Here is a 23,214-nt window from a genome sequence, read left to right on the forward strand (position 1 = left end):
ACATGGCGGGCGAAAACACTTTCAATATTGGGCGCGACGGTGCGCAGTTGACAATCATCGACTCGAACTCCGGCCCAGTCACGATCAGCAACATCACCGGTTTCTCCTCGAAGCCGGAGATGATCAAACTCAAAAGCGTACCGGTGAACGGCCGCGTGCTGCGCCGCTCAATTTACGACGGTCATTCGGGCACGTTTGAGATCGATCGACAGGACGCTTCGTACGACCAGTATTTCGCTGACGCGGAAGCTGCCTACTTTGCCGGTTTGCCTCCCGGGCAGGTCTTCATCACGCAGACCGTCAACGAACTCGATGGCTCTGTGTCGCAGTGGCAGTACAGCGATGTGGCGCTGTACCCGGAAGACAACGGCAACTGGCGCGGCCAGGAGAAGGTTGTGCAGAAGTTTTCGTTTGAAGCGGGTCGCAAGATCCGCATCGCCTAAAGGATCGCTTCATGCAGAAAGTAACCGTCAAGCCTCACGCTAGCGTCGCCCAGCCGATGGACTCGACCCATGAGGATGCCGCACTCCCGGATAACGTGGTCATCGACTCGCGCGGCCGTCGACTCGTGATCGGCGAGCCCGACTTCCTCACGGAAAGTCGCATCATCCGCGCGTTGGGCGAAGCATCGCTCAACACAGGGTACGTGATGGGCTATGTGATGCCTGCGGTGCGCGTTGTTGAGATCGATGGCGTCCATGTTCCCTGCCCGACCAATCTGAATCAGGTCGAGGCAGCAATCGCACGACTTGGGCGCGAAGGTGCGGCCGCTGTGATCGCGCGCGATGCCATAATCATGGAAAAAGCCAAAGCTGAAGCACTCCTCAAGGGCGGCAATGGATTGTCAGCCGAGGCCGAAGCCCTAAAAAACTCGTAAGGAACCCCGAGTTTCGCGAGTTTTGCTGGCTCGTAAAAAACGGGGTTCCTTTGCATGCTGCGCTCGGACGCGATATCGACGATCCGAATCCTCTACGTCTCGACAGGATCGAGCGCATGGCGATGTCGATGACCTTCCGCGAGTTCGAGGGAAGCGAATTCGACTTCAACACAATGTCGTGGAAATCGGTGGATCAGCCGTGAAAACCTTCAAATCCCTGACGGACTTCAGCCTGTTTGCGGCGGCCGCCCTGCCTGTGATCACACTGGCCGAGATGAAGCGTGGGCTGGAGCACTGTGCGACAGTGGTCGAGCACACCGCGAAACAGGAAATTGGCACCTATCAGGATGCAGTGGGGCCGTTTTCAGCTTGGCCGCAGTTGGCGGATTCAACGCAAGAGGAGCGCGAGCGTCTCGGCTTTACTCCGAATGATCCACTTCTGCGCAAAGGCGATTTGCGCGACTCCATTGAGCACGAAACCGAACAGTTGCGCGCCGTGATCGGCAGCAAAAGCGATATCGCCGCCTATCAGGAATTCGGCACCAACCGAATTCCACCGCGGCCCTTCATGGGGCCCGCCGTGATCCACAACGAGAAACTGATCGTGAAAATTCTGGGCGGAGCAGTTGCACGGGGGATTTCGGGTGGCCATATTGCCGCGCCAGCGCTTGGCTATGACCGGGACATTACCCCCTGAGCCCGACGAATATTGCGTAGACAAGCATTCCGCAAACAAATAGCAGAAGGATGCCGGTGACCAGGCAGACGGATGCCAGCGCAAGTGCCTGCATCCCGATTACGAAGTCCTTGAACTTGAATTGAACGGCCGGTTTGACCGGCTGAATTACCCGCAACTTGGGATATTGAAGCCCGGTGCGGTCAGCCAGCCACTCTTTCGCCCGAAAAGCCCATTTCGCCATGATCTTTGACGCCTACAAGGTTGCCGTCGAGCTTTCCATTGTAGACAAGGTCGGGCCCTTCCTTTCGGTTTTCTCGGCCCAGTTGGCCGGGGCCGGTAAGAATGTCGATGCGCTCGAAAGCCGGCTGAAAAGCCTCGGCAAGCTGGCAGCCGCCGGCGGCATCCTCGCTGGCGCTGGCGTCGGCGCGCTCGCAATGGCGGAGAAGTTCGGTGCGGCCGCAGCCAAGTACGAAACGTACTGGGCACGTCTGCGCCAGATGGGGCTAGGTGACGCGCAGATCGCGGACGCCCGCAAGTGGGTAAATGCGAACCAGATCATCGGCACGTCGATACAGGAGCGCACGCGCCTGTTCGTTGAAGCGCAGGGGGCGTTTCGAGAGAGTGGCATGAGCGGCGCGGCCGCGCTCGACGCGGCCAAGACGATGACGCCAGTCCTGGCAAACTACGTGACCGCCCGAGCGCTCCTCGGTAAAGAAACTAGCGAGCAGGAAGAACTCAACCTCAACAAGATCGTTGAGCAGATGGGCGGCCTGAATAGTTCAAAGCGCGCGGCGGAGATCGCTGATGCCGTTTTCAAGGCGGCGATGTCGAGCGGCGGCATGGTCGATGCGCGCCAGTTGCGTCTGTTCAAGACGTACGCCATGACGGCATCGGCAGGCATGAGCGACCGGATGATTTTTGGCGGTCTTGAGCCGATCATCGGGGAACTTGGCGGCTCGACGGCCGGCACTGGTTTCCAGACGTCGTTCAATCGCATGAATGGCGTCATGTCGCTTGCACCTCATTTGCTGGTGCAGGAGGCGATCAAACTTGGGCTGTGGGATAAGGACAAGGTTGAACTGACGCGCGGGGGCGCCGCGCGCTTCAATAAGGGCGATCCGCTCAACGCCCATTTGAAAGACCTGATGGCGAGTGATGCCCCTGGCTTTGCCGCAGAAATGCTGGCGAGATACAGGGCAGCGGGCATTACCAGCCAAGCCGATATTGCTCGCGAAAACCAGATCCTGTTCAACACCACGGGTGCCCGGTTCTGGAACCTGGTGATGAAGCAGCTCCCGGTGATCGAGCGGTCACTGAAGGCTTTCGACCAGTCGCGCGGCGAAAACCAGACGGTCGAGGACAACGAGAACTCGCCGCAGATGCAGATCCGGAAGTTCCATCAGGCGCTGCACGATCTCAGTCTGGAAATCGGGCAGAGTGTCTTGCCTGTTCTCACACCGGTGGTTAAAGACTTCGCGGCGTTCTTCCACGAGCTTGCGCAGTATCCAGCGTTGATCAAGACGCTCACGATGGGCTTCATCGGTCTGAGCTCCGCGATGACGTTCGGAGGTACCCTCATGCTGCTGCGCGCCGGATTCGGGGGGCTCGGCATTGCGATGACGGTCCTACGAGCGGCGATCCCCGCTGCAGCGTCCGGACTTGGAATAAGCGGACTGGCCGGGGCGCTTGGCGCGCTTGTCAGCCCGCTGGGGCTTGTGATCACCGCCATCGGGCTACTCGCAGCAGCGGCATATGCCTATCGTCCGATGACGCAACATGAGATCGACTCGTATAAGGATCAGGGAGGCGCGCGGCTGACGCCAGACAGGCCTGGCCACGCGACACTGGCAGACCTGAACCGCATCGATACAGTCGGTCCGCTTGCGAAACACCAGGGGATGTTGCAGGCAACCATCAATATGGATGGCCGCAAGGTCGCGCAGGCCGTCACCCCGTATATGGCTGCTCCGTTGGGATCCGGGATGTACACCGGAGGGATTGACAACGGCGCAAGTCTTCCGATGCCGGGCCTGAAATGAGCGATATCACAGTCGTCCTTGGAGACTTCCAGTTCCAGGATTTCGAAGTCCCGGAGCGCATCCCGTTCAATACCGAGCAGCGTCTTGTTATCAAGAAGATGGTCGGTGGCGTACGCGATATTCAAATGCTTGGGCCAGACTGGCCACCGATCGTCTGGTCTGGCACGTTCATGCCGACGGCGGATGGTCAATCGGCGCTGGATCGTGCGCGCACCGTCGAGCAAATGGTGAATGCGGCGCAGCCGGTTTCCCTGTCCTGGGACGAGCTCTACTTTCTGGTAGTCATCCGCTCCTTCGAGCCGGACTATCGCTTCTACCAGATCCCATATCGAATCACCTGCGAAGTCTTGCAGGATTTGACGGCGCCCATCTACGCAGATGCTGGACTTGATGCCGACGACGTCATCAACGGCGATCTTGATTCGGCTAATGCGTTGACCGCAAGCAGTGGCGATAGCACGCTCTCCAGCCTCATGGGGACACTCAGCACTGCCGTTGGCAACGTCAAATCATTCGTCGGCGCAACGATGAGCGAAGTTGCGACGGTGCTGCAACCGTTAAATAACGCTGCACGATACGTCTCGACGTCTATCAGCCAGGTCGATAGTCTGCTCGCCAGCGTGGGTGTTCCCGCCGGTGTGTTGCCATCATTGCCGATCGCTCAGAACGTATCCAAGTTCGAATCGATTTTCAACGCGACTACCTTGCAGATGCAGTACACGCAGGTCAACGCCCTGCTCGGTCGAATGCAGCGCAATCTGGCTCAGGTCAGTTCGAGCGGGCGCGTCGTTACGGTCGGAGGCGGAAACCTGTTTGATCTTGCCTCGAAGGAATACGGCGATCCATCCGCCTGGACACAGATCGCGCAGGCCAACAACCTCAGCGATCCAACGCTGGTGGGTGTCAACACCTTGATCATCCCGCCGTACAGCAACGGCACCAGTGGCGGTATCCTCAGTTCGTAAATGACCATGACTGCATTCCTTCAACCGTCCGCGCGCATACCCCGCGGTGCGGTTAAGGTCAATGGTGTGCTGCTCCCCGGCTGGATCAGCTTCGATCTCGACAACAACAACTTTTTCAGTGCGGACACGTTCCACTGCAGCTTTTCTGGTGCTCGGCTGCCTGCAGATCGAAATGCAGCATGGTTTTCGCAGCAGCAGGACATGTATGTCGAGTTGTTCATTGGATTCCCGCAGAATCCTTCGGCATACACATCCGATGATCTGACCAGCTGGATTTATGGGCAGGTCGACCACATCACGATTGACCCCATCGCGAACACCATCGAGGTGGACGGGCGAGATTTGACGCGCGTGTTTATCGACGCGAAGACCACGCAAAAGTGGCCTAACCAGACTTCGAGCCAAATCGCGACCCAGTTGGCAACGTCGCACGGACTCACACCTGCAGTAACGGCAACGACCACGCTGGTCGGCAAGTATTACGAAATCGACCACGTCAACATGTCTGACGAGCGGTCCGAGTGGGACATTCTGAACTACCTGGCGGATCTCGAAGGCTTCAAGGTCTGGGTGCGCGGGCAGACGTTGTATTTTCAGGCACCACCCGATCCTACGAAGACGACGCCTTACGATATCGTCTATCAGGTCACGTCGACAAACGCAGGGCCGAAAGCAAATTTCGAAGCCGTGAAGTTCACGCGATCGCTCACCGTATCTCGCGGCATACAGGTGAAGATTCGAAGCTGGAACAAGAAGTATGCGAAGGGCTTCACCGTCTCGTATCCATCGAATGTGAAGACGATCAAGGTGGGCCAATCGACAGTTGGCGCAGGTGGTCAGATCTATTCAAAGACGGTTCCCAACCTCACGAAAGACCAGGCACTCCAGTTCGCACAGAAGTGGTATTCGCAGCTCATCGCGCACGAACTGAAAATCGATGGGCTCACGATGCCTGGAGACAATGACGTCGATATCACGTCGATCATCCAACTCGGAGGAACCGGGACCGCGTTTGATCAGCAGTACTACCCCGACAGCATTAGCCGGTCCATCTCGTTCGACGGTGGCTACGAGATGACGATCAGCGCCAAGAACCACGCTCCTGATTCGACGGTGATCGCATGAACATGGCTCGTTTCGCGAATGCCGTGCGACAGCAGGCGCGCATGGCCAGCGCACACGAGGCGCTTCCACGCCTCGCCACGATCAGCAGCTACGACGCCAGCAATCATGCCGTCAAGGTCATCGTCCAGCCCGTCGACCCGGAGATTGGCGAGCAGGAATCCAACTGGATGCCACTGGGCGCGATCGGCATAGGCAACGGTTGGGGAATCGCAGTAGGTCCGCAGATCAATGATCAGGTGCTGGTGGTCTACGAGAACGGCGATTTCAGTTCGGGCGTTATCGTCTCGCGCGTGTTTTCAGTAGCGCAGCAACCACCCGCCGTCCCGACCGGCGAGATCTGGGCGCTTCACTCAAGCGGGTCTTTCGTGAAGATGGTCACGAACGGCGACATCGACGTGAACGTAGCTGGAAATCTCAACGCAACCGTGGGCGGCAACATGGCCTCAACCGTTGCCGGAAGTGCGACCGTGACGGCGACCGGCAGCGCCACGATAAGTGCAGCATCCGCAGTCGTTCAGGCCGCGTCGATCAAGCTTCAGAGCGCAGGAAACGCGCTCCAGAAGCTGCTCAATAGCCTGTTCGCTCAATGGGCATCGACACACGTGCATTCGAACGGCAACGGCGGCGCGAACACCGGCGCGCCAACTACGCCGCCGCCGGCCAGCGGCCAAACCTCAATTGTTCAGGCTGAATGACCGTGGACATTTACCACTTCTATGGCTCGGACCTCTCAGCTTCGCCATCGGGAGATCTTCTGGTTGCTGACCAGCCGACGACGGGCACGCAACGGGTATATCGACGTCTGCTGACGAATCCTGCGCTGTCGAACGCGGCTGGGCAGCCGGTGGCATCCGCCGATTACACGTGGCATCCCGACTATGGTGCTGGTGTTCCGCGCAAGGTTGGCTCGCCGGGCAACGTGCCCGCGACGCGCGCGCTGATCCGCGGCCAGATGCTCCTCGAATCTGCTGTCGCGCAATTGCCCGCGCCGCGGATCAATCTGACGCAGTCGCAGGACGCGGTGAGCACCGCCATCCAGTACACCGACGCGAACACTGCGCAAACGCAGCTCGTGAATTTCGACATCAATACATGACGCAATGGCGAATCTCAATACCCAGTCGTTCTCGGCGATCGTGTCGAACTTCGCGGCGGCCGTGCAGGGTTCGGCTTCCCAGCTGATCGACTTCACGATCGGATCGGTGCTGCGCGCAATCGCCGAGGCGATGGGCGGTGTTGCGCTCTGGCTGCAAGGCCTGATCCTGCAGGTCGCCGCGCTCACGCGCGCAGCAACGTCAAACGGAACTGATCTCGATTCATGGTTCGCGCAATTCGGCTTCGCACGGGAAGCGGCAGTCGCCGCCGAGACGCAGGAGACGTTCTCACGCTACACACCCACGAACCAGACAGTCATACCGCTCGGTGCGACCGTTACCACCGCCGACGGCTCAGTGAGCTTCACGGTCATCGCAGACGCGACAAACGCCGCGTATAGCGCGACGGCAGGCGGTTATGTGCTGCCGGCCGGTCAGGCCAGCGTCAACGTTACGATGCAGTGCACTGTGGCTGGGACCGTCGGGAACGTCGCCGCAGGTGCGCTCAACACTCTCGGCACGGCGATCGCTGGCGTGGACTACGTCTCAAACGGTGCAAATGTCCAGAACGGCATCGCAGCCGAGACCGATACTGCTGCGCGCGCACGCTTCGTGTTGTGGGTGGCTGGTCTGGGCGGCGCGACGCTGATTGCCATCCAGGCAGCGATCGCTGGCGTCCAGCAGAACATGAGCGGGATCATCGTTGAGAACCAGCAATACAACGGCCAGACGCAGTACGGCTATTTCACGGTGGTTGCCAACGACGGAAGTGGCAGTCTCACGTCGACAGAGCAGGCGAATGTCGCAAATGCAATCGAAAATGTCCGGCCGCTGACGGTCACCTTCGGTGTGCATGCACCGGTGCAGGATGCCGTGACCGTGTCGATGACCATCACGACGGCGAGCGGCTATACGCACTCGACCGTGACGGCCGCAGTACAGGCGGCGCTCATCGCGTACATCAACGAGATCGAAACGACCGCGAGCGGCGCTACTTTGCCCTACACGAGTCTGGCCGCGCAGGCTTACCAGATTGAAGGCGTGACGAACGTCACGAATGTGTTGCTCAACGGCGGCACGTCAGACCTGACGATCACGTATCAGCAAGTGTTCGAGGCGACGACTGGCAGCGTAACGGTGAACTGATATGGCGACGGGAGATCAAGCAGATATCACCTCGCGCCTTCAGTCTTACCTGCCCCGAGGGTGGTTCGGCGACTGGAGCGAAGCGCCGGTCATTGGCGGGGTTCTCGCGGGCATCGCATCAGTTTTTGCGGTCATCTACGCGCTCGTGATGTTCTTCTGGGCGCAGACGCGCCTGCAGACATCAACCGGCGGCTGGATCGATCTATGGGCTGCGGACTTCTTCGGCGGCACGTTACCGCGCAAGCCCAACGAGACCGACGCCAGCTACATCGCGCGTATCCAGTACACGATCTTACAGCAGCGTGCCACGCGGCCCGCGATGATGAACGTGTTGACGCGGCTCACCGGGCGCGCACCGATCATCTTCGAGCCAAACCGACCGCTCGATACCGGATGCCTGGGAGTGAATTCTGGGCCAGCGAGCTTCTGCGGCGTCGCGCGAATGGGGTCACTTGCATGTCCCTATAGCGCGCTGATCACGGTGTATCGCCCGCAGGTCGCGGGCGGCAGCGCGGGCGCGGCTTATGCTGATGCACCAACCTGGTCGGCAATGGGAGCACCCCTCTCCCACGGCTACACAGGGTCGCTTGAGGCAGAGACGACGACCGCCACAGATAGTGACATCATCGCCGCAATCAACGCCACGAGACCCGTGGCTACGAACATCGGCGTGTGCATTACCAATTACGGCGTGCCAGTACCGACGCTCGACTCGACCTTCATCCTCGGCGAATCACAGCTCTCATGAAACGTATCCTCGCCCTTCTCCTGTTCTTCCTGAGCGCGATCGCGCACGCCCAGTTCACGCCAGGACAGGTGCTGACCGCTGCGCAGCTCAACAGTCAGTTCTCGCTCTATGTGCCGATAGCAGGAGGTACGCTTACAGGGCCGCTGACAGTGCCGACGTTGACGGTATCGACGCCGATCGCAGTCACAAGTGGGGGCACAGGTGCTAGCACCGCCACAGGAAGCGGATCGGTAGTCCTCGCGAACTCACCGAGTCTCACTGGCACATTCGGCTTGACGGGATCGATCAGTGCAGCCATCACTTCAGGAGGTGCGCTTAATCAGACACTTTCGAAAAGCGGCGTTACGGGCCAAAGCATCTACACGGGCATTTGCGCAGGGTGTACATCTTACGATGCTAATCAATCTGCATTGACAATCCCCTCAGGGACGAGCGTAACGACGGTCGGTGGTTTCAGCAGCTACATCAACAATCAGAATGGAATCGGAACGCCCACCACTGGCAACGGCGTTAATTTCTTTAGCATTCAGACATGTGGCGTAAATAACGCTTCGTGCTGGGGCAATAACAACGTGTTGATTGATAACACGACATATGCAACATCAAGCGTTACCGGAGTGAAGCTAACGGGTACAGAATACGATTTCGACGTAACGTCCCCGAATACGACCGTACAAGGTATTTCGCTGCTCGGCAGTTCGCTCGCTCAACCCGTATCCGCAAATGGTTTCACAGTCGGATCGCTGTCAGTTCAAAGCCCCGGTCTCGCAAAGTGGACTTACGGTTTTGCCACGCAAAACGGCGTCGCGACGCAAGCCGCAAATTTCGGGGCGTTATCCGCGAGTGGTTCAAATGTCGCTAGCCAACCTGTATTGCAGACGTATTTTGACGGCACTGCAACCGTTCGTTCGTGGCAGTATCAGGTGGCGAGCAATGGGAACCTGACACTCACTGACAGCGGTTCCGGCCATAACTTGCAGACCAACAGCGGGTTCATTGCCAAGGCACCCTCCGGGACCGGAGCGGTGACCGTTGATAACGCAGGTTCGCAGGCAAGCGAATTGCTGCTTAACGACAATGGCACAAACAAATGGCAGATCGGCAAGCTAGCGAATAATAACCTTTACATTTACGACAACGCAGGCAGCGCATTCGTAGCGCAGATGCCATCTGGCGGAACACTCGCGTTTAGCCCACCAACCACATTTGCGGCTGGCGTTGCGGTGACAGGCGCGCTCAGTGCTACGACTACGGGGGCTATGCCGCTGTACGGAACGACGGGGACGGCAGTCAATGCTCCCCATATGGTTCAAGGCAGCGTCGCACTTGCATCTGGAACCGCCACAGTGACTTTGAGTGGATCCGCCGTCTATACATCTTCATCGAGCTATGTTTGCACCGCGATTGACACGACTGCTGCGGCTGCCGTAAAAGTCGGGCAGACGTCTGGCACGTCAATCACATTCACGGGAACCAGCACAGATACCGTGCAGTTCCATTGCACCGGTAGTTGATCTCGTTACTAAGAGGATTGCGAAATGCCTGTCGTATTTGATCAATACAATATTCTGAGAGTCGAGGCATCCCAAGCTTACATTCGCAAAGAAGAAGAATCGGCGAAGTTCAATGGTGCGAGAAAGATCGTAGATTGCGTCTTCATACTCGACGGAAAGCAGTACGATGTGTCATTCCAGCAGCTGAAACATGCTTTGGATGTCGAGACAGAAACAGATCACGAAATACCTGGATTTCCTCCCTCGCCTGAATTAGGCGGCGGAATTGAGGTGCCTGCAATATTGACTGTGCAGCCGCGAGTTCTCAATCCATTTGAGCAGAGTCTGGCTGCGCCATGGCCGGATCCGTGGACGCTTCCACAACGGTAGTCATTCCACACACAAAGCACCAAGCCGCCTCCGGGCGGCTTTTCTCTTTCTGAGCCCGCCAAGAGCTGGCTTTTTTACGTCCGGAGTTTTCATGCGTCGTGTCGAAACGTACGTAGGCCAGCAGGTGTACGAATGGCTGTTCTCGGCGCAGGCCCAGAACAACATGACGGCAGTTGCCAAGGTGTGCGCGGCCCTCTTTGGGACTGGCGGAACCGTCAACGGCTTGCCCTGCACTCCGACGAGCCCGGCCACCATGACCGTGCAGATCGGAGCCGGCGAGATCTACCAAATGGAGAATCTGGAGGCGACCGCCTGCGGCACGTTGCCCGCCAATACGGCCTACCAGATCCTCAAGCAAGGCATCCAACTCGGCACGTACACGACGCCCGCTCTTGCCGCGCCGACGACGAGCGGCCAGTCGATCAACTATCTGATCGAAGCTCAGTATCAGGATTCAGACATCAGTCTCGATCCGACGAGCGGTACGTCGCCGGTCGTGCTGCAGTTCTACAACGCCGCCAATCCGTCGACGCCCTGGTCAGGCCCGAACAACAGTGGCGCGACGAGCAATACGTTCCGCGATGGCGTCGTCGCGTACCAGATCAAGGCTGGTGTGGCGGCGACTACCGGATCGCAGACGACGCCGTCACCGGATACTGGCTGGGTCGGTCTATGGGTGGTGACGGTGCCCTACGGTGCGACGTCGCTGACGAGTTCGAACATCAGCCAGTACACCGGCTCGCCCATCCTGCCGAGCGGCATCCTGCAGTCGATCGTCACGAGCAACCTCACATACGGGGTGGATAGCGGCACCGCAAACACGATCCAGGCGAAATTCCCCATTCCGGTCACGACGCTGATCGACGGCATGGATGTGTGGGTGAAGGTGGCCGCGGCCAATACCGGCGCAACCACCTTCACGCCGAACCCGGGTGTGATTGCGGCCGCTCCTGTCGTCGGAGCTGCTCATCAGGCGCTTCAGGGTGGGGAGACGGTCGCAGGCGGACGCGCGAATCTGATCTACCGCGCCGATATCACTTCGTGGGTTCTGGTTGAATGCACTGGCGCAGCAGTCCAGGTCGCACCAGGTACGCAGAGCCAGCATGCAGTGCAGTACGGGCAGATGACGAGCGCGCTTACGTCTTACGCCCCGAAAGCGTCACCAACAGTCACAAACCTCACGGTAAGCAGCGGCGGAATTGCGGTTTCTGCTGGGGGTATAAACGTCCAGGGCGGCCTCGTAATAAATGGAGGCTCACTGACTCTGGCAAACAGCGCGGTGTTTGCTGGCCTTATCAACATGAGCGGTACGCTGACTGTTGCTGGGGCATGCGGCCTCGACACATCGGGCGCGGGATCTACCTTTGGGGGGGCTCTATCAGTAGGTGGTGCCGTTAACTCAACGGGTTCCGTGAGTCATAGTGCGTCCACCTTCGGCTATCTGAATAACACAGGAGCAGGAAACTCCACGACAACAAGCTCTCTCGGATGTGGCTTCTATACGACGTCGGGGTCAATGGCCGGCCAGTTCTGGACTACGTCAGATATTCGCATCAAGACTCAGATCGAGGGGCTTAATGAGGCCGATGCAGAGAAGTTTGTTCGCACGGTCGAGCCTAAGACCTACCTCAAACGAGGCGCTCCCGAGACGGGGTTCATTGCTCAGGACGTTGGCAAGGCCGTGGATGGTCGGTTCGTGCAGTTGCTCACGTCTCATGACGTTGACGACTTGGCGGAGATGGTCGATGACGACGGGTTCGTTTCGCCAGCGAATGCCGAGCTGCACGTCAATTACCAGCAGATCATTCCGATTCATGCGGCAGTCCTGCGCAAGCTGCTCCGCGAGTTTGACTGCATGAAGATGGAAATTGCCGCCTTGAAGGAGGGCCGATAGATGGCATCAGTGACGTATGTGATCGCGACCGGCGAGATCGTCGCATTCTGTTCGGGGCCGGTATCGTCCACGCAGGAAGTGCTGGCGATTGAGGACGAGCAGTTAGAGCAGATCATGGCGAGGCCCGGTTACACCGTTGAAAACGGTGCGCTGGTCGCGACAACAGCTCCCAGCGCATCCTGATTGCTTGTTAGAAGCGGTACCTGAGCATTAACACGTGAGCCCCGGTCACAAGGCCGGGGTAAGGATTCCACTTTGAGCTAACTTGGTAGTAGCGGTAGCTCACGCTGAGCGGCCCGCGCTCAATAGAGGCTCCAGCAACGAATCCGACTTGAGCGACCGTCTTGTGCGACAGGTCATCCCACTGATTGGCGAGGTCGTACAGACTCTCGTGCCACGCCTGCCAGTAAATCCACGCACCTGCCTCCGCGCCGAATCGCCAATCGCGGTACGTATAGCCGAGGTCAAGAGTAGCCGGTATGCCCTGGAGATGGCCGTGGCCGTTGAACGGGCTATAGCGTTCGCCATCGTAGTCGACGATTTGATGCGTTTTGGGATTGTATTGGTCGTCAGGTACACCCATTACAGATGCTCGCTGTTCGCCAAGATATGCGTAATCAAGATGCCACCGCACATCCCATGCACCACGTTGAAAAACCGGACCAGTGAATCCGGCCAAAATCGCCGGAAACGTCAGCTTCTCGCAATTGTCGGGAGATCCGTCTTGAATCCAGGTACCGTCGCCCATGTCTTTGGCGACGCCAAAGCCGACACCTGCTTCGAATTTTATGTAGTCGGTGATGCTGTCGGCGCGCGCCTGAGATGCAGCCGCGCAGCCGAGCGTCATCGCTACGGCCAAAGCCGTGATATGCTTTTTCATGATTCGTTTCCCTTACGTCAGAGTTCGGGTTTCGTGTCACGCGCCCTGCCCGGTTGCCGCCGGTGCGGGGCGCACTTGTTTGTGCTTTCAGTCCTCGATCAGTTTGAGTTGCGCATCCGGGCCGAGTAGCCGGTTCCGGTTGTGCTGGATTGTCCTAAAGTCCTCTGCAGTTGCGGTCCCCGCCTCCACGCGGCGAATGAAGCCATCCGCGATCAGGACGTTCCGCTTTGTCATATCACGGAAGTGGAGAACTCCGACGCGCAGGCTGACGTTGGTGTAGGCCGTGCTGAACATGAGGCGTCGAATGATGACCATGCGTGCGACGCCGAGGTAGAGCGGCAATCGTTCAAGCGATGACGAGATCTCGTCAATTGCGTCAAACCGTGGCTCTCGTGGACGGAAGTAGCAGTCTTCAAGTTTTTCGAAGACATCCCAAGCTTTATCGGTCTCGATCATCTTGGCGTGTCGGGCGGCTCCGCGCTCCGTCCAGAGGATCAAGCTGCGGGTGTTTCGACTGAGTATCTTTGAGATACTCAGTGCCTTGAAGGACCTCAGGTCGTCGCCTTCAAGGCGGAAATAATGCTTCCCCTCTTCGAATCGCGCGGCATTCCGCATGAAGTTTTGCCGAATGCGCGCCTCATCGGTCTGATACAGCTTTGCCAACAATTCGGTCGTGATGACGCTCGCTTCGCGCCACACGATCGCCGGCAATGTTTCAGGAGTGACTTTGCGGTCGTCTTCCATCAGTGAACCTCCTTCATCGTGCGGTCGAGGGAGATGCCGACAGCGTCAAGATCAGCTACCGCTGCTTCGGTGACGTAGGCCCCGAGGCGCGCGAGCGAAGCCGCAAGGTTAGGCTCCGTCGTGGAAACCTTTTCGATCGCGAGGAATATCGTCGACAGATGGGCATACATCTGCTGCGACGCCCAGTCGAGGCTGGTGAGCGATTCTGCGAGCTGTTGTGAGGCAGCCGGTGCGTTACGCATGGCACACCTCTCCGCGCTGCTGAGAGAGCGCCAGGAATTCTTCGGCGGACGTCGCTGCGTCCGCAAAGGCGCGTTCGCTTTCGAGGTAGCTCGTCAGCGCTACCAGGTCAACTTCAAGGGCAAGACGTGACTTGCCAACGGCCGAAGCCGTGCTAACATTCTTCATGTTGTGTACCTCTTAAGGTTCACTGCACCCAAAGGCCTCGAACGTCATCCGCCAAGATTAAGCGTTCGGGGTCTTTGCCTTTTCTGCCGCCTGTTTTTCCTTGATCAGTTCGATCATCTGACCGTTCATGCTGCGATTTTCCGAATCAGCATACGACTTGAACCAATCTCGTAATGCGATTGGAAGGCGGAGTTGAATCTTCGCTTCTTTCATTACTCCCTCCGAATGCCTCCAAATTTGAGGCAGTGAGTTCAGTATAGAGTGCCTTCAAAACTGAGGCAATCGCTTTCTGCCATTTTTTTGGAGGCACACGCTGGCGCGCGCTACAATGCGCGCATGGCCAAGCAAGACGACTACGTGAAGACCGCTCTCCGGCTTCCACCAGCCCTCCACTCCTCCCTGACCAAATCGGCGGCGGAACGTGGTCATTCGTTGAATGCAGAAATGGTGAGTCGTCTTGAACGCAGCTATGAGAATCCTCAAGCGGGCGACATGGCGCGAGGCGTAATTCGCCTTGGTGTTGAGTTAGCTGACGTGGAGCAACAACTCGCGGAAGCAAATCTGCGACTCGCCGAATTGGCTCTGTGCCTTCGGCTTGCCGTCTACCACATTCCAAAGGATGTGCTGGATGGTGACCCGACGATCAAAGCAGATGTTGATGAGTGGCTGAAGGACTCTCAAGAACTCCTAGAAGCCCCAGATCAACTCTTGCGCGAAGCTGAGGAAAAGACCAAGAAATTCATGGATGCAACGAAACGGATGAGTGAAGTCGCAGAACAGATTGCGGCGCGCCGGAAGGCAATCGAAAAGGCTCTTGATACCAGCGACGATATCGAGATACCAGTGAGCAAGCGCTCTCGCAAACTAGACATCTAAACCAACCGCCTACGGGCGGTTTTTTTACGTCCATACCAACTGCAAGCCACCTTCTGGTGGCTTTTTTCATTTCTGTCCGGGGACCAAATGACCGATCAGCACCGCATAGCGGAACTGGAGAAGCGCGTGGATAGCATTGAGCAGTGCATGAGTGCGATGCGCACGGACCTGACCGACAACACATCGACGACGAAAAAGATCGCGGACGACACTGCGTTCATTCGGGCCACCTGGGCCGAGGGTGTCGCTGTTGTGAGGTTGGGGTGTCGTCTCGCAGCGGCGTGGCGATTCATGCTGCGCCAGGTGTTTATTCCCGTCGTGTTGCCGCTCGGCGTCCTCTATGGATTGTGGTGCATCCATGAAGGGAGGGCTGTGCCGGCACCTCTCGGAGAGGTCTTCCATCTTCTGGCAGCGGTCCTATGATCATCGCACTGCTTGAGGCCGAGTTGCGCCGCGATGAGGGTGTTCGCTATTCCATCTATCGTGATACCGCAGGCATACCTACGGTCGGGGTAGGCCACAACTGCCAGATATCGCCGCTACCGGCTGGGTGGGTCTGCCCGCTCACCGACGATCAGGTCAATCAGTTAATGACGAACGACATCACGTCGACGCTGGCAAAGCTCGATTTCAACCTTCCATGGTGGAGCGGACTGGATGAGGTGCGCCAGAGGGTGATCGCGAACATGGCGTTCAACATGGGCATCAGTGGCCTCCTGACTTTCCGTAACACCCTCACGAACATCAAGCTCGGCTACTACACGGCGGCCGCGACTGGTATGCGTGCGTCGCTCTGGGCCCGACAGGTCGGAGTCCGCTCACAACGTCTCGCTCAAGCGATGGAAACCGGAGTTATGCCAGTCGCTGATGGAATTGCGTAGGACGAGCAAATAGCCGTCAATTGCCCATCAAATAGCCGCCTTGCGCGGCTTTTCTCATTTCTGCCATGACAGTCGAACAGACCCATACCGAAAAAGAAACCCTCTCCGTCGAAGTGAACATCCCCGGACATGCTCCGCGCAAAACGACCGCCTTGTTCGAGCGCACTCGCAAAGAACTGATCGAGCGTGAAGGCGGACGCTGCTTCGTCTGCAACGCAACGGCTGGAGAGTCTGGCCATCCGCCTGAAGCCCATCACCATCCTATCGAACGCTCACTTGCCGAACTCATCGACTGGGATCGCTTTAAGGCCGACGCACTTGCTGGCGTGTGGGGCGAAAGGATCCGCGCCTTCGATTGGGCGACCTTCACGAGCTGGGAGCAATTCGTCGACGACATGACCGTTAATGGGATGCTGCTCTGCAAGGCGCACCACATCGGCAAAGACGAGGGTATTCACGCGATGCCATTCCCTCTATGGATCGCACAGAAGTACGCAAAGGAGGGGTATCAGTTCTCGGAAGTCGAGGTTATCCACCACGCAACATAGGAGCATTTATGAACAGCACGTCCCCCGCCTCCACCGGCGCCGCCGGCGCAGTCACCGCAGCAGTCGTTACGGTAGTCGCTGCGCTGGTGAAACACTTCAACATCGACGTGCCGGCCGACGCGCAAGTCTCGATCGCCGTCGGCATCGTCACCGCTGCCCACTGGCTCGGCCAGCGCTACACCGCATCGAAGAGCACACCGACCGCTTAACCATCCGCATCTCGGCAGTACCCTTCCGCCGCGCTCGCGGCATAACTCCAAAGGAATCCTCATGAAGAAGCTGCTTCTCGCAGTTGGCCTTGTCGCGTCCATGCTCTTCGCTGGTTGCGCCACGAACGGCACCACGTCCGCACCCAAGCTCATCATCACGCCGCAGCAACTTGCGACGGACTTCTGTCCGGTCGTCAACGCCGACCTTGCAGTGATCGCTGCATCACCGCTCCTGAACGCGAGCCAGAAGGTGCTGTTGAATGGCGACCCGAGCGATGCCACGAAGCCGGGCATCATCGCCATCAACAAGTCGGTCTGCGCGGCCGGCAACACGATCGACGTGACGAATCTGGAAACGCTCAACAACACGGCGTTCCCGGCGCTCATCACGCTCGTGGGCGCGTTGCCGATGCTGCCGAACCAACCCGCGATTCTGCTCGGGCTGACGCTCGCGCAACCGATCCTGAATCAGGTTCTCGCGACGGTGCAGGCGCAACAAGCCGCGGCGGCCTCCCCGGCGTCGACGGCATCCGCCGCTTCTGCGCCCGTCGCCGCGAGCCAGTAATGGACTGGGCGGCGATCGTAACGGCGGCGAAGCGGGCCAACGCCGCCTATATCGAGAACGACGATGCGAGCGCTGCCGCCTTCGCGGCGCTCGGCGACACGTGGATCGGTCAGTTCCAGGATCGGTCGCATCAAGCCGTTCTCTCGACCGACGCCACCGGCGCGGTGCATCTCAGCATCTCCGGCACGCGCGCGAGCCAGGGCGCGCTCGAAGACATCCTCGCTGACGTCTCGCTCCGGCCTCTGGCCGTCAAAGGCGGCAGCGTCACGACCGGCGTGTATGACGGGATGCAGAACGTCTGGGACTGGGCGCTCGGTAAGGTCCCGCACGGCACCGCGTTCAACGTCGCCGGCCACAGCCTAGGCGCGTCACGCACGCACCTGACGCCGCTGTTCGTTCCGGCCGCGCAGATCGGCGCGCTGCACTCGTTCGCTGCACCGAAATTTCTCGCTGCCGATTACTATCGGACATATTCCGCTGAGTTAGCGGCTATGGTTTGCGTTGTGAATGGTGAGGATGGATGGTGCTCATGGCCGTGGGTAGATCCCAGATGGCAAGCGCGACCGCTTGCTCAACACATCTGGCTGCAGAGCGATGCCGGCGCATTCACCGTGATCGAAGGAAGTCAATGGCCCGGTGGCTGGAAGTTCAGCGATCACGACATTGACCACTATGAATCCAGGCTTGAGAAGATCGCTTCCATGGCAAGCCATTCCGTCACTTCCTAAGGCATATCCGGCCAGTAACGATTGCTTTTGCTTTGGTTCAATCTACCTGGTATGACTTGCAAGTTAGCCTCGCAGTGCAAGCCGCTGACGATGCGTTCGCCTTTGAACGGGCCATCCATCGCCAGCGGCCCCTGCAACGGCACGATATGATCGACGTGATACCACTCACCCGTCACCATGCCGAGAAAATTTGCGGCAAAATAAATTTTCGAGATCGCCACTTGATCGACCCAAGGCGGCGTGGCACGCATCTTCCTCGCGTGACGTATTGCAACGTATGCCGTCATGCGTGCGCGATTGCGCTCTCGGTACGAAGCAGCCTTTGCCCTTGATTCATCTGGCTTCAGGCGTCGGTACAAGAGCTTTCTGAGCCGCGACGATTCGTTGTACTTATCACGATTCCTTACTAGATTTCGCGACCGAATTGCGCCACGCGCCTCTGGATTCTCACGCGCCCATTTCGTTGCTTGCTTTTTCGCTAGCTCCTTGTTAGCCGCCCCCCACGCTCTTGCAGATGCCTTCGCCGACTCGGGATCCTTCCAATACCTCTGGGCGCGTTTGCGCTTGTGCTCGTCAATATTTTCGCGATAACGATGAGCCTTCTTTGCGGCAACGGCCTCCGCATTGGCAACCTCATAGGCGCGGGAGGCTTTCGATCCGCACGATTTGCAATGAGACTTCCACTTCCCCAATCCATTGGTCGAGAACTGATCGAACGGCTTCAGCACCTTGCAGCGACTGCAATGTTTGCTAAATAGATCGCCTTGTTCGGCCAACATCACCTTCCCCCGTCAGCCCTTCGAGCCGTATGGTACGCCGCCCTTATCCCATGGTCGGCCAGCACCGGTGAACGTGCACGACGTATCCACCTTGTGGGTATTCCGGTCGCGCTTCGTTTCATCGAGGCGTCGCGTCCCGCTGCCCCTATACGCCCACCACCGCTCTGCCTCGTAGTCGGTCATCCAGAAGCCGGTGCGCTTCACGCCGCCCCATTTACCGCTCTGAACGAACTCCCACTCATACTCCCAAACCGGATCCATTTTTTCACCCCGAATACTGTATATACGTACAGTTTATCAGGCGCGAAGACGCAATCAACTACTCGGCACAATTGTTCAAAACAACAGGTAAGTATCTGATTCTATTGGTACGTATTTGCAGGTTTTGGGATGTATCAGAATGCCTAGAAATTCAATCAAGGCTATGTTTTTAAAGAAAAATCTGGGTGCAGATTGGCCTGACATAACGACATCATCCTCTGCACCATCGTCGATGCCTCGTTGAGTTCCATATCGCTGGTAAAAAGGGCCGAGACGCTCGACAGGCGCACGGCGATGCCCGCGCCCAACAGGTCGCGGCTGGCGATCTTGAGCGCAAGCTGGCCCAGACGCACGCGGTCGAGCCAGTGCATGGTCGCTCCGGCCTTGTCCAGCCATTCGCGGCAGCACGACACGACATGATCGACGCGCCATTCTTGCGTCAACGCATAGGACGACGCGGCGATCGCCACGAGATAACAGAGCAATTCCGGGCGGGCACTGCTCGCTTCGATGAATTCCGTTTTCACTGGCATGCTGTCCCTGGTTTCCAGACATAGACTCCATAGCTATGGCCGGACATCACAAAAGCAAGCAAAGAGCGCATCGTGCATTGGAAGCGGCCAGTGTTGCAGCAACGTGACCCGTTTCTCTGGCTGGCCGCCAGCCGCAGTGCGAGGCGCAAACCGCGACTATACGCCTGCGGGCCGCCCTAATGCTGAAACGGCCCGGATCGAACCAAGCCAGCTTGCCCCGATGATGCGCCTGGAATGGCGTCGAAAATGCGACAGCCGTGCGGCGCGCTTGAGTGAATCCACCAGAAATAGTTAGTCATACCTGGTAATTACGGCCCTCAATGACATCCGTGTGACCGATGGCGGCTTGCAAAAAAATTCCGTTGCGCTTGCAGATCATTCCATCGCAGACGCGTGACGCCGTCAAACCCGGCCATCGGCAAGCCAAAGAAAGAAAATAAATTGATTCGCCTCGCATGAGCAAAGCCCCGTGGCTGCGCCTGGCGATTTTTGTACGCTTTTCTTTCATCGCAAACGTTTGCGTTTGTATGGCATGTTGGTATGCCGCTTGCGCGCACGCCCGCGCAGCCTGCTTCACCGCTGGCCATACGGCTTGATGCGCGGCGGATTCAAATTCAATCCCCTTATTCAACCCTCATCGCCTCATTGCGTGAGTGCATCAGGAGTTTTTTCATGTTCACCCAGCGTACGCGCGCCCTCCGGCTCACGCTGCTGTCCGCAGCAGCCCTCGCACTCGTTTCGCCTTGCGCGCCGGCGCAGCAATACACCACCGACTGGCTCGCGAACACCTATGGCACGCTCGCCGCGCATGTCGGCAATGGCGCGCGCTCGATGTGGGTCTCGCCGGAAGGCGTCATCTATACCGCCTCGTTCTGGGACGAAAACGAAGGCGGCGTGGCGATTTATCAGAACGGCAAGAGCCTGGGCTCGATCGGCATTCACGACGAGTTTCAGGGCGGCGCAATCACCGGCAACGCCACGTCGATTTTCACGGTGCTGCAATCGGGCACCTCGTATGGCAGCGGTACGGTCGCCCGCTATAACCGCGCGGATGGCACGCGCGAGCTCACCATCAACGTGAGCGTCTGGAACAAGGTGAGCCGCGCCGACGCCATCACCGGCCTCGCCACTGCAGGCACGCTGCTCTATGCGAGCGACTTCTTCAGCAACCGCGTGCGTGTGTTCAGCACCGACGGCGTCTGGCAACGCGACATCCCCCTCAAGAGCCCAGGCGCGCTCGCACTCGACAGCGCAGGCAATCTCTGGGTCGCGCAAAAAAGCACCGGCGTCATCAACCAATTCAGCGCGGCGGGCGCGCCGTTGCAGACCATCCAGATGGCGGCGGGCGCACAGCCTTCGGCGCTTTATTTCGATGCGTCCACCGGCTTGCTGATGGTGGGCGACGCGGGCCCCGACCAGAACATCAAGCTCTACAACATCGCGGGCGCGCCCACGCTCACCGGCACCTTCGGTGTAACGGGCGGCTATCTGAACAGCACCACCGGCATCAAGGGCCAGGTGGGCGACAAGCGCTTCACGCGCATCACCGGCATCGGCAAGGACAGCGCGGGCAATCTTTATGTGCTCAACAATCCCTGGGGCGGCGGCTGGGATCTGGGCCGCAACGGCGGCACCGATATTCATGTCTACAGCGCCGCCGGCAGCCTGCTTTACAAACTCCAGGCGCTCAATTTCGAAGGCGTGGCCGCGCCCGACCCGCTCACCGACGCCACGCTCTTTTACAGCGGCACGGGCATCTTCACGGGCACGGCGGGGGGCAGCTTCGTGGCCAATACCGTCGATCCTTTCACTTACCCACACGACCCGCGCCTGAACATGAACGACACGCAGCGCGACGAACATTTCGGCCAGCTAGTGACGGTGGGCGGCAACCGCATTCTGGTGGCCTCGGGCCAGAATCCAGGCATTTTTTACATTTATCACTTCAACACCGCGAGCGGCTATATCGCCATTCCCGATGCCTCGTTGCCGGGCGCCGCCTTCAAAACGAGCTTGCAGGTCACGGGGGGCTTCTGCCTGGACAATCGCGGCGACATCTGGGCCGGGCTCGACCGCACCAATCACCTCTACCACTACCCCTTCAACGGCTTCGACGGCACCGGCAAGCCGTCATGGGGCGCGGCATCGACGATCTCCACGCCCGAAAGCGTGCGGCCGACCGCGCGCATTCTCTACCAGGCCGAAAGCGACACGATGATCCTCGCGCAAGGTCTCGCAGGCAACTGGGACTGGACCGCCATGAACGGCTATATCGAGGTCTATCACGGCTGGTCTGCGGGCAATATCAGCAAGCCCAGCCCCGTCATCACGCTCACCGGCGCGAATCCGAAATCGATCGCCGCAGCCGGCAATTATCTGTTTGTCGGCTATGTGCATACGGTGCCCAATATCGACGTCTACAGCCTCACGACCGGCCAGCTCGTCACCACGCTCACCAATGCGAGCCCCGGCGCCGTGGACGTGGGCAACGATGTCGATTCGATGTACGGGCTGCGCGTCTACCTGCGTTCGACCGGCGAATACGTCATCACCAAGGACAATTACAACGGCACCAGTGTGATCGTGCATCGCTGGATGCCGTAGGGCGGCTTTTTTCGTTCGATGAAAGGCGCTTGAGCGAGCCGGGTCCAGGGTAGAATTCCGCCGGTTTATCCAAACATTCCGGCGAACCGGCCGATAGATGGGTGCCAGATAAATGGCGGTCCGGCGCGCCTCCTTGCGGCGGACCACCCGAAAAAGGGCGTCCGACCCTGCCCGAGAAAAAAGTGAACCACGATACCTTCGCATGTCCGCGCCGCTCGCGCGCCATGCCGCTTCAAGGCAATCGCGCGCCGCGCATGACGAGCGGGCCGCTCTACCATCAAACCGGTAATCAGTCCGGCAAGCGCGCCGCATGAAGTTCGCCCAGATCCGGCGCTTTGCGGGTTATGCCTGCGTGGGCGCCGCCGGTACCGCGGTGCAGTACGGTGTGCTCAGCACACTGGTGCTGGTGCACGCATGCGGGGCCGTGGTGGCTTCGGCGATCGGCGCGATTGCCGGGGCCATCGTCAACTACGTGCTGAACTATCGCCTGACCTTTCGCGCCACGCGCTCGCACCGCGAAGCCGCGCCGCGCTTTTTCGCCGTCGCGGCGGTGGGCGTGGCCGTCAACAGCGCGCTCATGTACCTGCTGATCCACCGCTTCGCGACCGCGTGGCTGCTGGCCCAATGCATCACCACGGCCTGCGTGCTGATCCTCACTTATAGCGCCAATTCGCTCTGGACCTTTCAGACCCGCCGCGCCTGAGCGCAGCGTCCGGCATTCCACGGCACGCCAGGCATCCCGTCACGT

The 23,214-nt window shown here is 58.9% G+C and carries 34 protein-coding genes; 26 read left to right on the forward strand and 8 right to left on the reverse strand.

What is annotated here, in order from left to right:
* Positions 1-2 precede the first annotated feature (2 nt).
* Genes F4827_RS15125 through F4827_RS15140 form a run of 4 tightly spaced genes read left to right on the forward strand, consistent with a single transcriptional unit; the run spans position 3 to position 1,574 of the window.
* Positions 3-443 (forward strand): hypothetical protein, encoded by a 441-nt coding sequence (locus F4827_RS15125; protein WP_183724746.1) that lies wholly within the window; start codon positions 3-5, stop codon positions 441-443.
* 11 nt (positions 444-454) lie between these two features.
* Positions 455-877: a hypothetical protein gene (locus tag F4827_RS15130; protein ID WP_183724747.1), complete on the forward strand. Its 423-nt coding sequence runs from the start codon at positions 455-457 to the stop codon at positions 875-877.
* A 50-nt stretch (positions 878-927) separates the two neighbouring features.
* Positions 928-1,080 carry a hypothetical protein gene (locus F4827_RS15135; RefSeq protein ID WP_183724748.1) on the forward strand — a complete coding sequence of 51 codons (153 nt, stop codon included), beginning with the start codon at positions 928-930 and terminating at the stop codon, positions 1,078-1,080.
* Positions 1,077-1,574, forward strand: coding sequence for an HK97-gp10 family putative phage morphogenesis protein (locus F4827_RS15140; protein ID WP_311673507.1), 498 nt, complete (start codon positions 1,077-1,079; stop codon positions 1,572-1,574). Before F4827_RS15135 ends, F4827_RS15140 begins: the two co-directional genes overlap by 4 nt.
* Here F4827_RS15140 and F4827_RS15145 read toward each other — a convergent pair.
* Positions 1,564-1,797, reverse strand: a complete 234-nt coding sequence (locus tag F4827_RS15145; protein ID WP_183724749.1) for a hypothetical protein — start codon at positions 1,795-1,797, stop codon at positions 1,564-1,566. The genes F4827_RS15140 and F4827_RS15145 overlap by 11 nt on opposite strands.
* On the opposite strand from F4827_RS15145, the gene F4827_RS15150 reads away from it, so the two are divergent.
* The 11 genes from F4827_RS15150 to F4827_RS15200 all read left to right on the forward strand — a co-directional run bounded on the left by F4827_RS15150 (position 1,796) and on the right by F4827_RS15200 (position 12,633).
* A complete protein-coding gene (locus F4827_RS15150) occupies positions 1,796-3,595 on the forward strand; it encodes a hypothetical protein (RefSeq protein WP_183724750.1) in 1,800 nt (599 codons plus the stop codon). The two genes, F4827_RS15145 and F4827_RS15150, sit on opposite strands and share 2 nt — an antisense overlap.
* Entirely contained in the window at positions 3,592-4,560 is a 969-nt protein-coding gene (locus tag F4827_RS15155) for a LysM peptidoglycan-binding domain-containing protein (protein ID WP_183724751.1), read from the forward strand. Before F4827_RS15150 ends, F4827_RS15155 begins: the two co-directional genes overlap by 4 nt.
* Positions 4,561-5,685: a hypothetical protein gene (locus F4827_RS15160; protein WP_260184558.1), complete on the forward strand. Its 1,125-nt coding sequence runs from the start codon at positions 4,561-4,563 to the stop codon at positions 5,683-5,685.
* On the forward strand, positions 5,682-6,380 hold the full coding sequence (locus F4827_RS15165; RefSeq protein ID WP_183724753.1) for a phage baseplate assembly protein V: 699 nt from the start codon (positions 5,682-5,684) through the stop codon (positions 6,378-6,380). The genes F4827_RS15160 and F4827_RS15165 overlap by 4 nt, the downstream gene beginning before the upstream one ends.
* A complete protein-coding gene (locus F4827_RS15170; RefSeq protein ID WP_183724754.1) occupies positions 6,377-6,781 on the forward strand; it encodes a phage tail protein in 405 nt (134 codons plus the stop codon). Before F4827_RS15165 ends, F4827_RS15170 begins: the two co-directional genes overlap by 4 nt.
* Before the next feature lie 4 nt (positions 6,782-6,785).
* Positions 6,786-7,925, forward strand: a complete 1,140-nt coding sequence (locus F4827_RS15175) for a baseplate J/gp47 family protein (protein WP_183724755.1) — start codon at positions 6,786-6,788, stop codon at positions 7,923-7,925.
* 1 nt (position 7,926) lies between these two features.
* Positions 7,927-8,673, forward strand: a complete 747-nt coding sequence (locus F4827_RS15180; RefSeq protein ID WP_183724756.1) for a hypothetical protein — start codon at positions 7,927-7,929, stop codon at positions 8,671-8,673.
* On the forward strand, positions 8,670-10,187 hold the full coding sequence (locus F4827_RS35295) for a hypothetical protein (protein WP_260175227.1): 1,518 nt from the start codon (positions 8,670-8,672) through the stop codon (positions 10,185-10,187). Before F4827_RS15180 ends, F4827_RS35295 begins: the two co-directional genes overlap by 4 nt.
* 24 nt (positions 10,188-10,211) lie before the next feature.
* Entirely contained in the window at positions 10,212-10,556 is a 345-nt protein-coding gene (locus F4827_RS15190; protein WP_183724757.1) for a hypothetical protein, read from the forward strand.
* Between the two features lie 91 nt (positions 10,557-10,647).
* On the forward strand, positions 10,648-12,450 hold the full coding sequence (locus F4827_RS15195; protein WP_183724758.1) for a tail fiber domain-containing protein: 1,803 nt from the start codon (positions 10,648-10,650) through the stop codon (positions 12,448-12,450).
* Entirely contained in the window at positions 12,451-12,633 is a 183-nt protein-coding gene (locus tag F4827_RS15200; RefSeq protein ID WP_183724759.1) for a hypothetical protein, read from the forward strand.
* 7 nt (positions 12,634-12,640) lie between these two features.
* Here F4827_RS15200 and F4827_RS15205 read toward each other — a convergent pair whose 3' ends face one another.
* The 3 genes from F4827_RS15205 to F4827_RS15215 all read right to left on the reverse strand — a co-directional run bounded on the left by F4827_RS15205 (position 12,641) and on the right by F4827_RS15215 (position 14,316).
* Positions 12,641-13,330 carry a hypothetical protein gene (locus F4827_RS15205; protein WP_183724760.1) on the reverse strand — a complete coding sequence of 230 codons (690 nt, stop codon included), beginning with the start codon at positions 13,328-13,330 and terminating at the stop codon, positions 12,641-12,643.
* Between the two features lie 87 nt (positions 13,331-13,417).
* Positions 13,418-14,074 (reverse strand): ORF6N domain-containing protein, encoded by a 657-nt coding sequence (locus F4827_RS15210; protein WP_183724761.1) that lies wholly within the window; start codon positions 14,072-14,074, stop codon positions 13,418-13,420.
* Positions 14,074-14,316 carry a hypothetical protein gene (locus F4827_RS15215; RefSeq protein ID WP_183724762.1) on the reverse strand — a complete coding sequence of 81 codons (243 nt, stop codon included), beginning with the start codon at positions 14,314-14,316 and terminating at the stop codon, positions 14,074-14,076. Before F4827_RS15215 ends, F4827_RS15210 begins: the two co-directional genes overlap by 1 nt.
* Here F4827_RS15215 and F4827_RS35300 point away from each other — a divergent pair.
* On the forward strand, positions 14,315-14,446 hold the full coding sequence (locus F4827_RS35300) for a hypothetical protein (RefSeq protein ID WP_260175228.1): 132 nt from the start codon (positions 14,315-14,317) through the stop codon (positions 14,444-14,446). The two genes, F4827_RS15215 and F4827_RS35300, sit on opposite strands and share 2 nt — an antisense overlap.
* 93 nt (positions 14,447-14,539) lie before the next feature.
* Here F4827_RS35300 and F4827_RS15220 read toward each other — a convergent pair whose 3' ends face one another.
* Positions 14,540-14,695, reverse strand: a complete 156-nt coding sequence (locus tag F4827_RS15220) for an Arc family DNA-binding protein (protein ID WP_183724763.1) — start codon at positions 14,693-14,695, stop codon at positions 14,540-14,542.
* Between the two features lie 123 nt (positions 14,696-14,818).
* Here F4827_RS15220 and F4827_RS15225 point away from each other — a divergent pair, with 123 nt between their 5' ends.
* The 7 genes from F4827_RS15225 to F4827_RS15255 all read left to right on the forward strand — a co-directional run bounded on the left by F4827_RS15225 (position 14,819) and on the right by F4827_RS15255 (position 18,289).
* Positions 14,819-15,358: a hypothetical protein gene (locus tag F4827_RS15225; protein WP_183724764.1), complete on the forward strand. Its 540-nt coding sequence runs from the start codon at positions 14,819-14,821 to the stop codon at positions 15,356-15,358.
* A gap of 87 nt (positions 15,359-15,445) precedes the next feature.
* Positions 15,446-15,781 (forward strand): hypothetical protein, encoded by a 336-nt coding sequence (locus F4827_RS15230; RefSeq protein ID WP_183724765.1) that lies wholly within the window; start codon positions 15,446-15,448, stop codon positions 15,779-15,781.
* Positions 15,778-16,239 (forward strand): glycoside hydrolase family protein, encoded by a 462-nt coding sequence (locus tag F4827_RS15235; protein WP_183724766.1) that lies wholly within the window; start codon positions 15,778-15,780, stop codon positions 16,237-16,239. Before F4827_RS15230 ends, F4827_RS15235 begins: the two co-directional genes overlap by 4 nt.
* Before the next feature lie 65 nt (positions 16,240-16,304).
* Positions 16,305-16,787 carry a hypothetical protein gene (locus F4827_RS15240; protein ID WP_183724767.1) on the forward strand — a complete coding sequence of 161 codons (483 nt, stop codon included), beginning with the start codon at positions 16,305-16,307 and terminating at the stop codon, positions 16,785-16,787.
* An 8-nt stretch (positions 16,788-16,795) separates the two neighbouring features.
* A complete protein-coding gene (locus F4827_RS15245) occupies positions 16,796-16,996 on the forward strand; it encodes a hypothetical protein (RefSeq protein ID WP_183724768.1) in 201 nt (66 codons plus the stop codon).
* A gap of 61 nt (positions 16,997-17,057) precedes the next feature.
* Positions 17,058-17,561, forward strand: coding sequence for a hypothetical protein (locus F4827_RS15250; RefSeq protein WP_183724769.1), 504 nt, complete (start codon positions 17,058-17,060; stop codon positions 17,559-17,561).
* Positions 17,561-18,289, forward strand: a complete 729-nt coding sequence (locus F4827_RS15255; protein WP_183724770.1) for a hypothetical protein — start codon at positions 17,561-17,563, stop codon at positions 18,287-18,289. The genes F4827_RS15250 and F4827_RS15255 overlap by 1 nt, the downstream gene beginning before the upstream one ends.
* Here F4827_RS15255 and F4827_RS15260 read toward each other — a convergent pair.
* The 3 genes from F4827_RS15260 to F4827_RS15270 form a co-directional block, all read right to left on the reverse strand.
* Entirely contained in the window at positions 18,286-19,068 is a 783-nt protein-coding gene (locus F4827_RS15260; RefSeq protein WP_183724771.1) for a hypothetical protein, read from the reverse strand. The two genes, F4827_RS15255 and F4827_RS15260, sit on opposite strands and share 4 nt — an antisense overlap.
* A gap of 422 nt (positions 19,069-19,490) precedes the next feature.
* Positions 19,491-19,862 carry a hypothetical protein gene (locus tag F4827_RS15265; RefSeq protein ID WP_183724772.1) on the reverse strand — a complete coding sequence of 124 codons (372 nt, stop codon included), beginning with the start codon at positions 19,860-19,862 and terminating at the stop codon, positions 19,491-19,493.
* A 295-nt stretch (positions 19,863-20,157) separates the two neighbouring features.
* Positions 20,158-20,493: a hypothetical protein gene (locus F4827_RS15270; RefSeq protein WP_183724773.1), complete on the reverse strand. Its 336-nt coding sequence runs from the start codon at positions 20,491-20,493 to the stop codon at positions 20,158-20,160.
* Between the two features lie 41 nt (positions 20,494-20,534).
* Between F4827_RS15270 and F4827_RS15275 the strand changes: the two genes are divergently transcribed.
* The 3 genes from F4827_RS15275 (at position 20,535) to F4827_RS15280 (ending at position 23,169) form a co-directional block, all read left to right on the forward strand.
* Positions 20,535-22,466, forward strand: coding sequence for an SMP-30/gluconolaconase/LRE-like region family protein (locus F4827_RS15275; RefSeq protein WP_183724774.1), 1,932 nt, complete (start codon positions 20,535-20,537; stop codon positions 22,464-22,466).
* 182 nt (positions 22,467-22,648) lie between these two features.
* Positions 22,649-22,780 (forward strand): hypothetical protein, encoded by a 132-nt coding sequence (locus F4827_RS35305; protein ID WP_260175229.1) that lies wholly within the window; start codon positions 22,649-22,651, stop codon positions 22,778-22,780.
* Positions 22,777-23,169, forward strand: a complete 393-nt coding sequence (locus F4827_RS15280; RefSeq protein ID WP_183724775.1) for a GtrA family protein — start codon at positions 22,777-22,779, stop codon at positions 23,167-23,169. Before F4827_RS35305 ends, F4827_RS15280 begins: the two co-directional genes overlap by 4 nt.
* The last annotated feature ends 45 nt before the right edge of the window (positions 23,170-23,214 follow it).

Source organism: Paraburkholderia bannensis (genome assembly GCF_014200455.1).
Lineage (GTDB): Bacteria > Pseudomonadota > Gammaproteobacteria > Burkholderiales > Burkholderiaceae > Paraburkholderia > Paraburkholderia bannensis_A.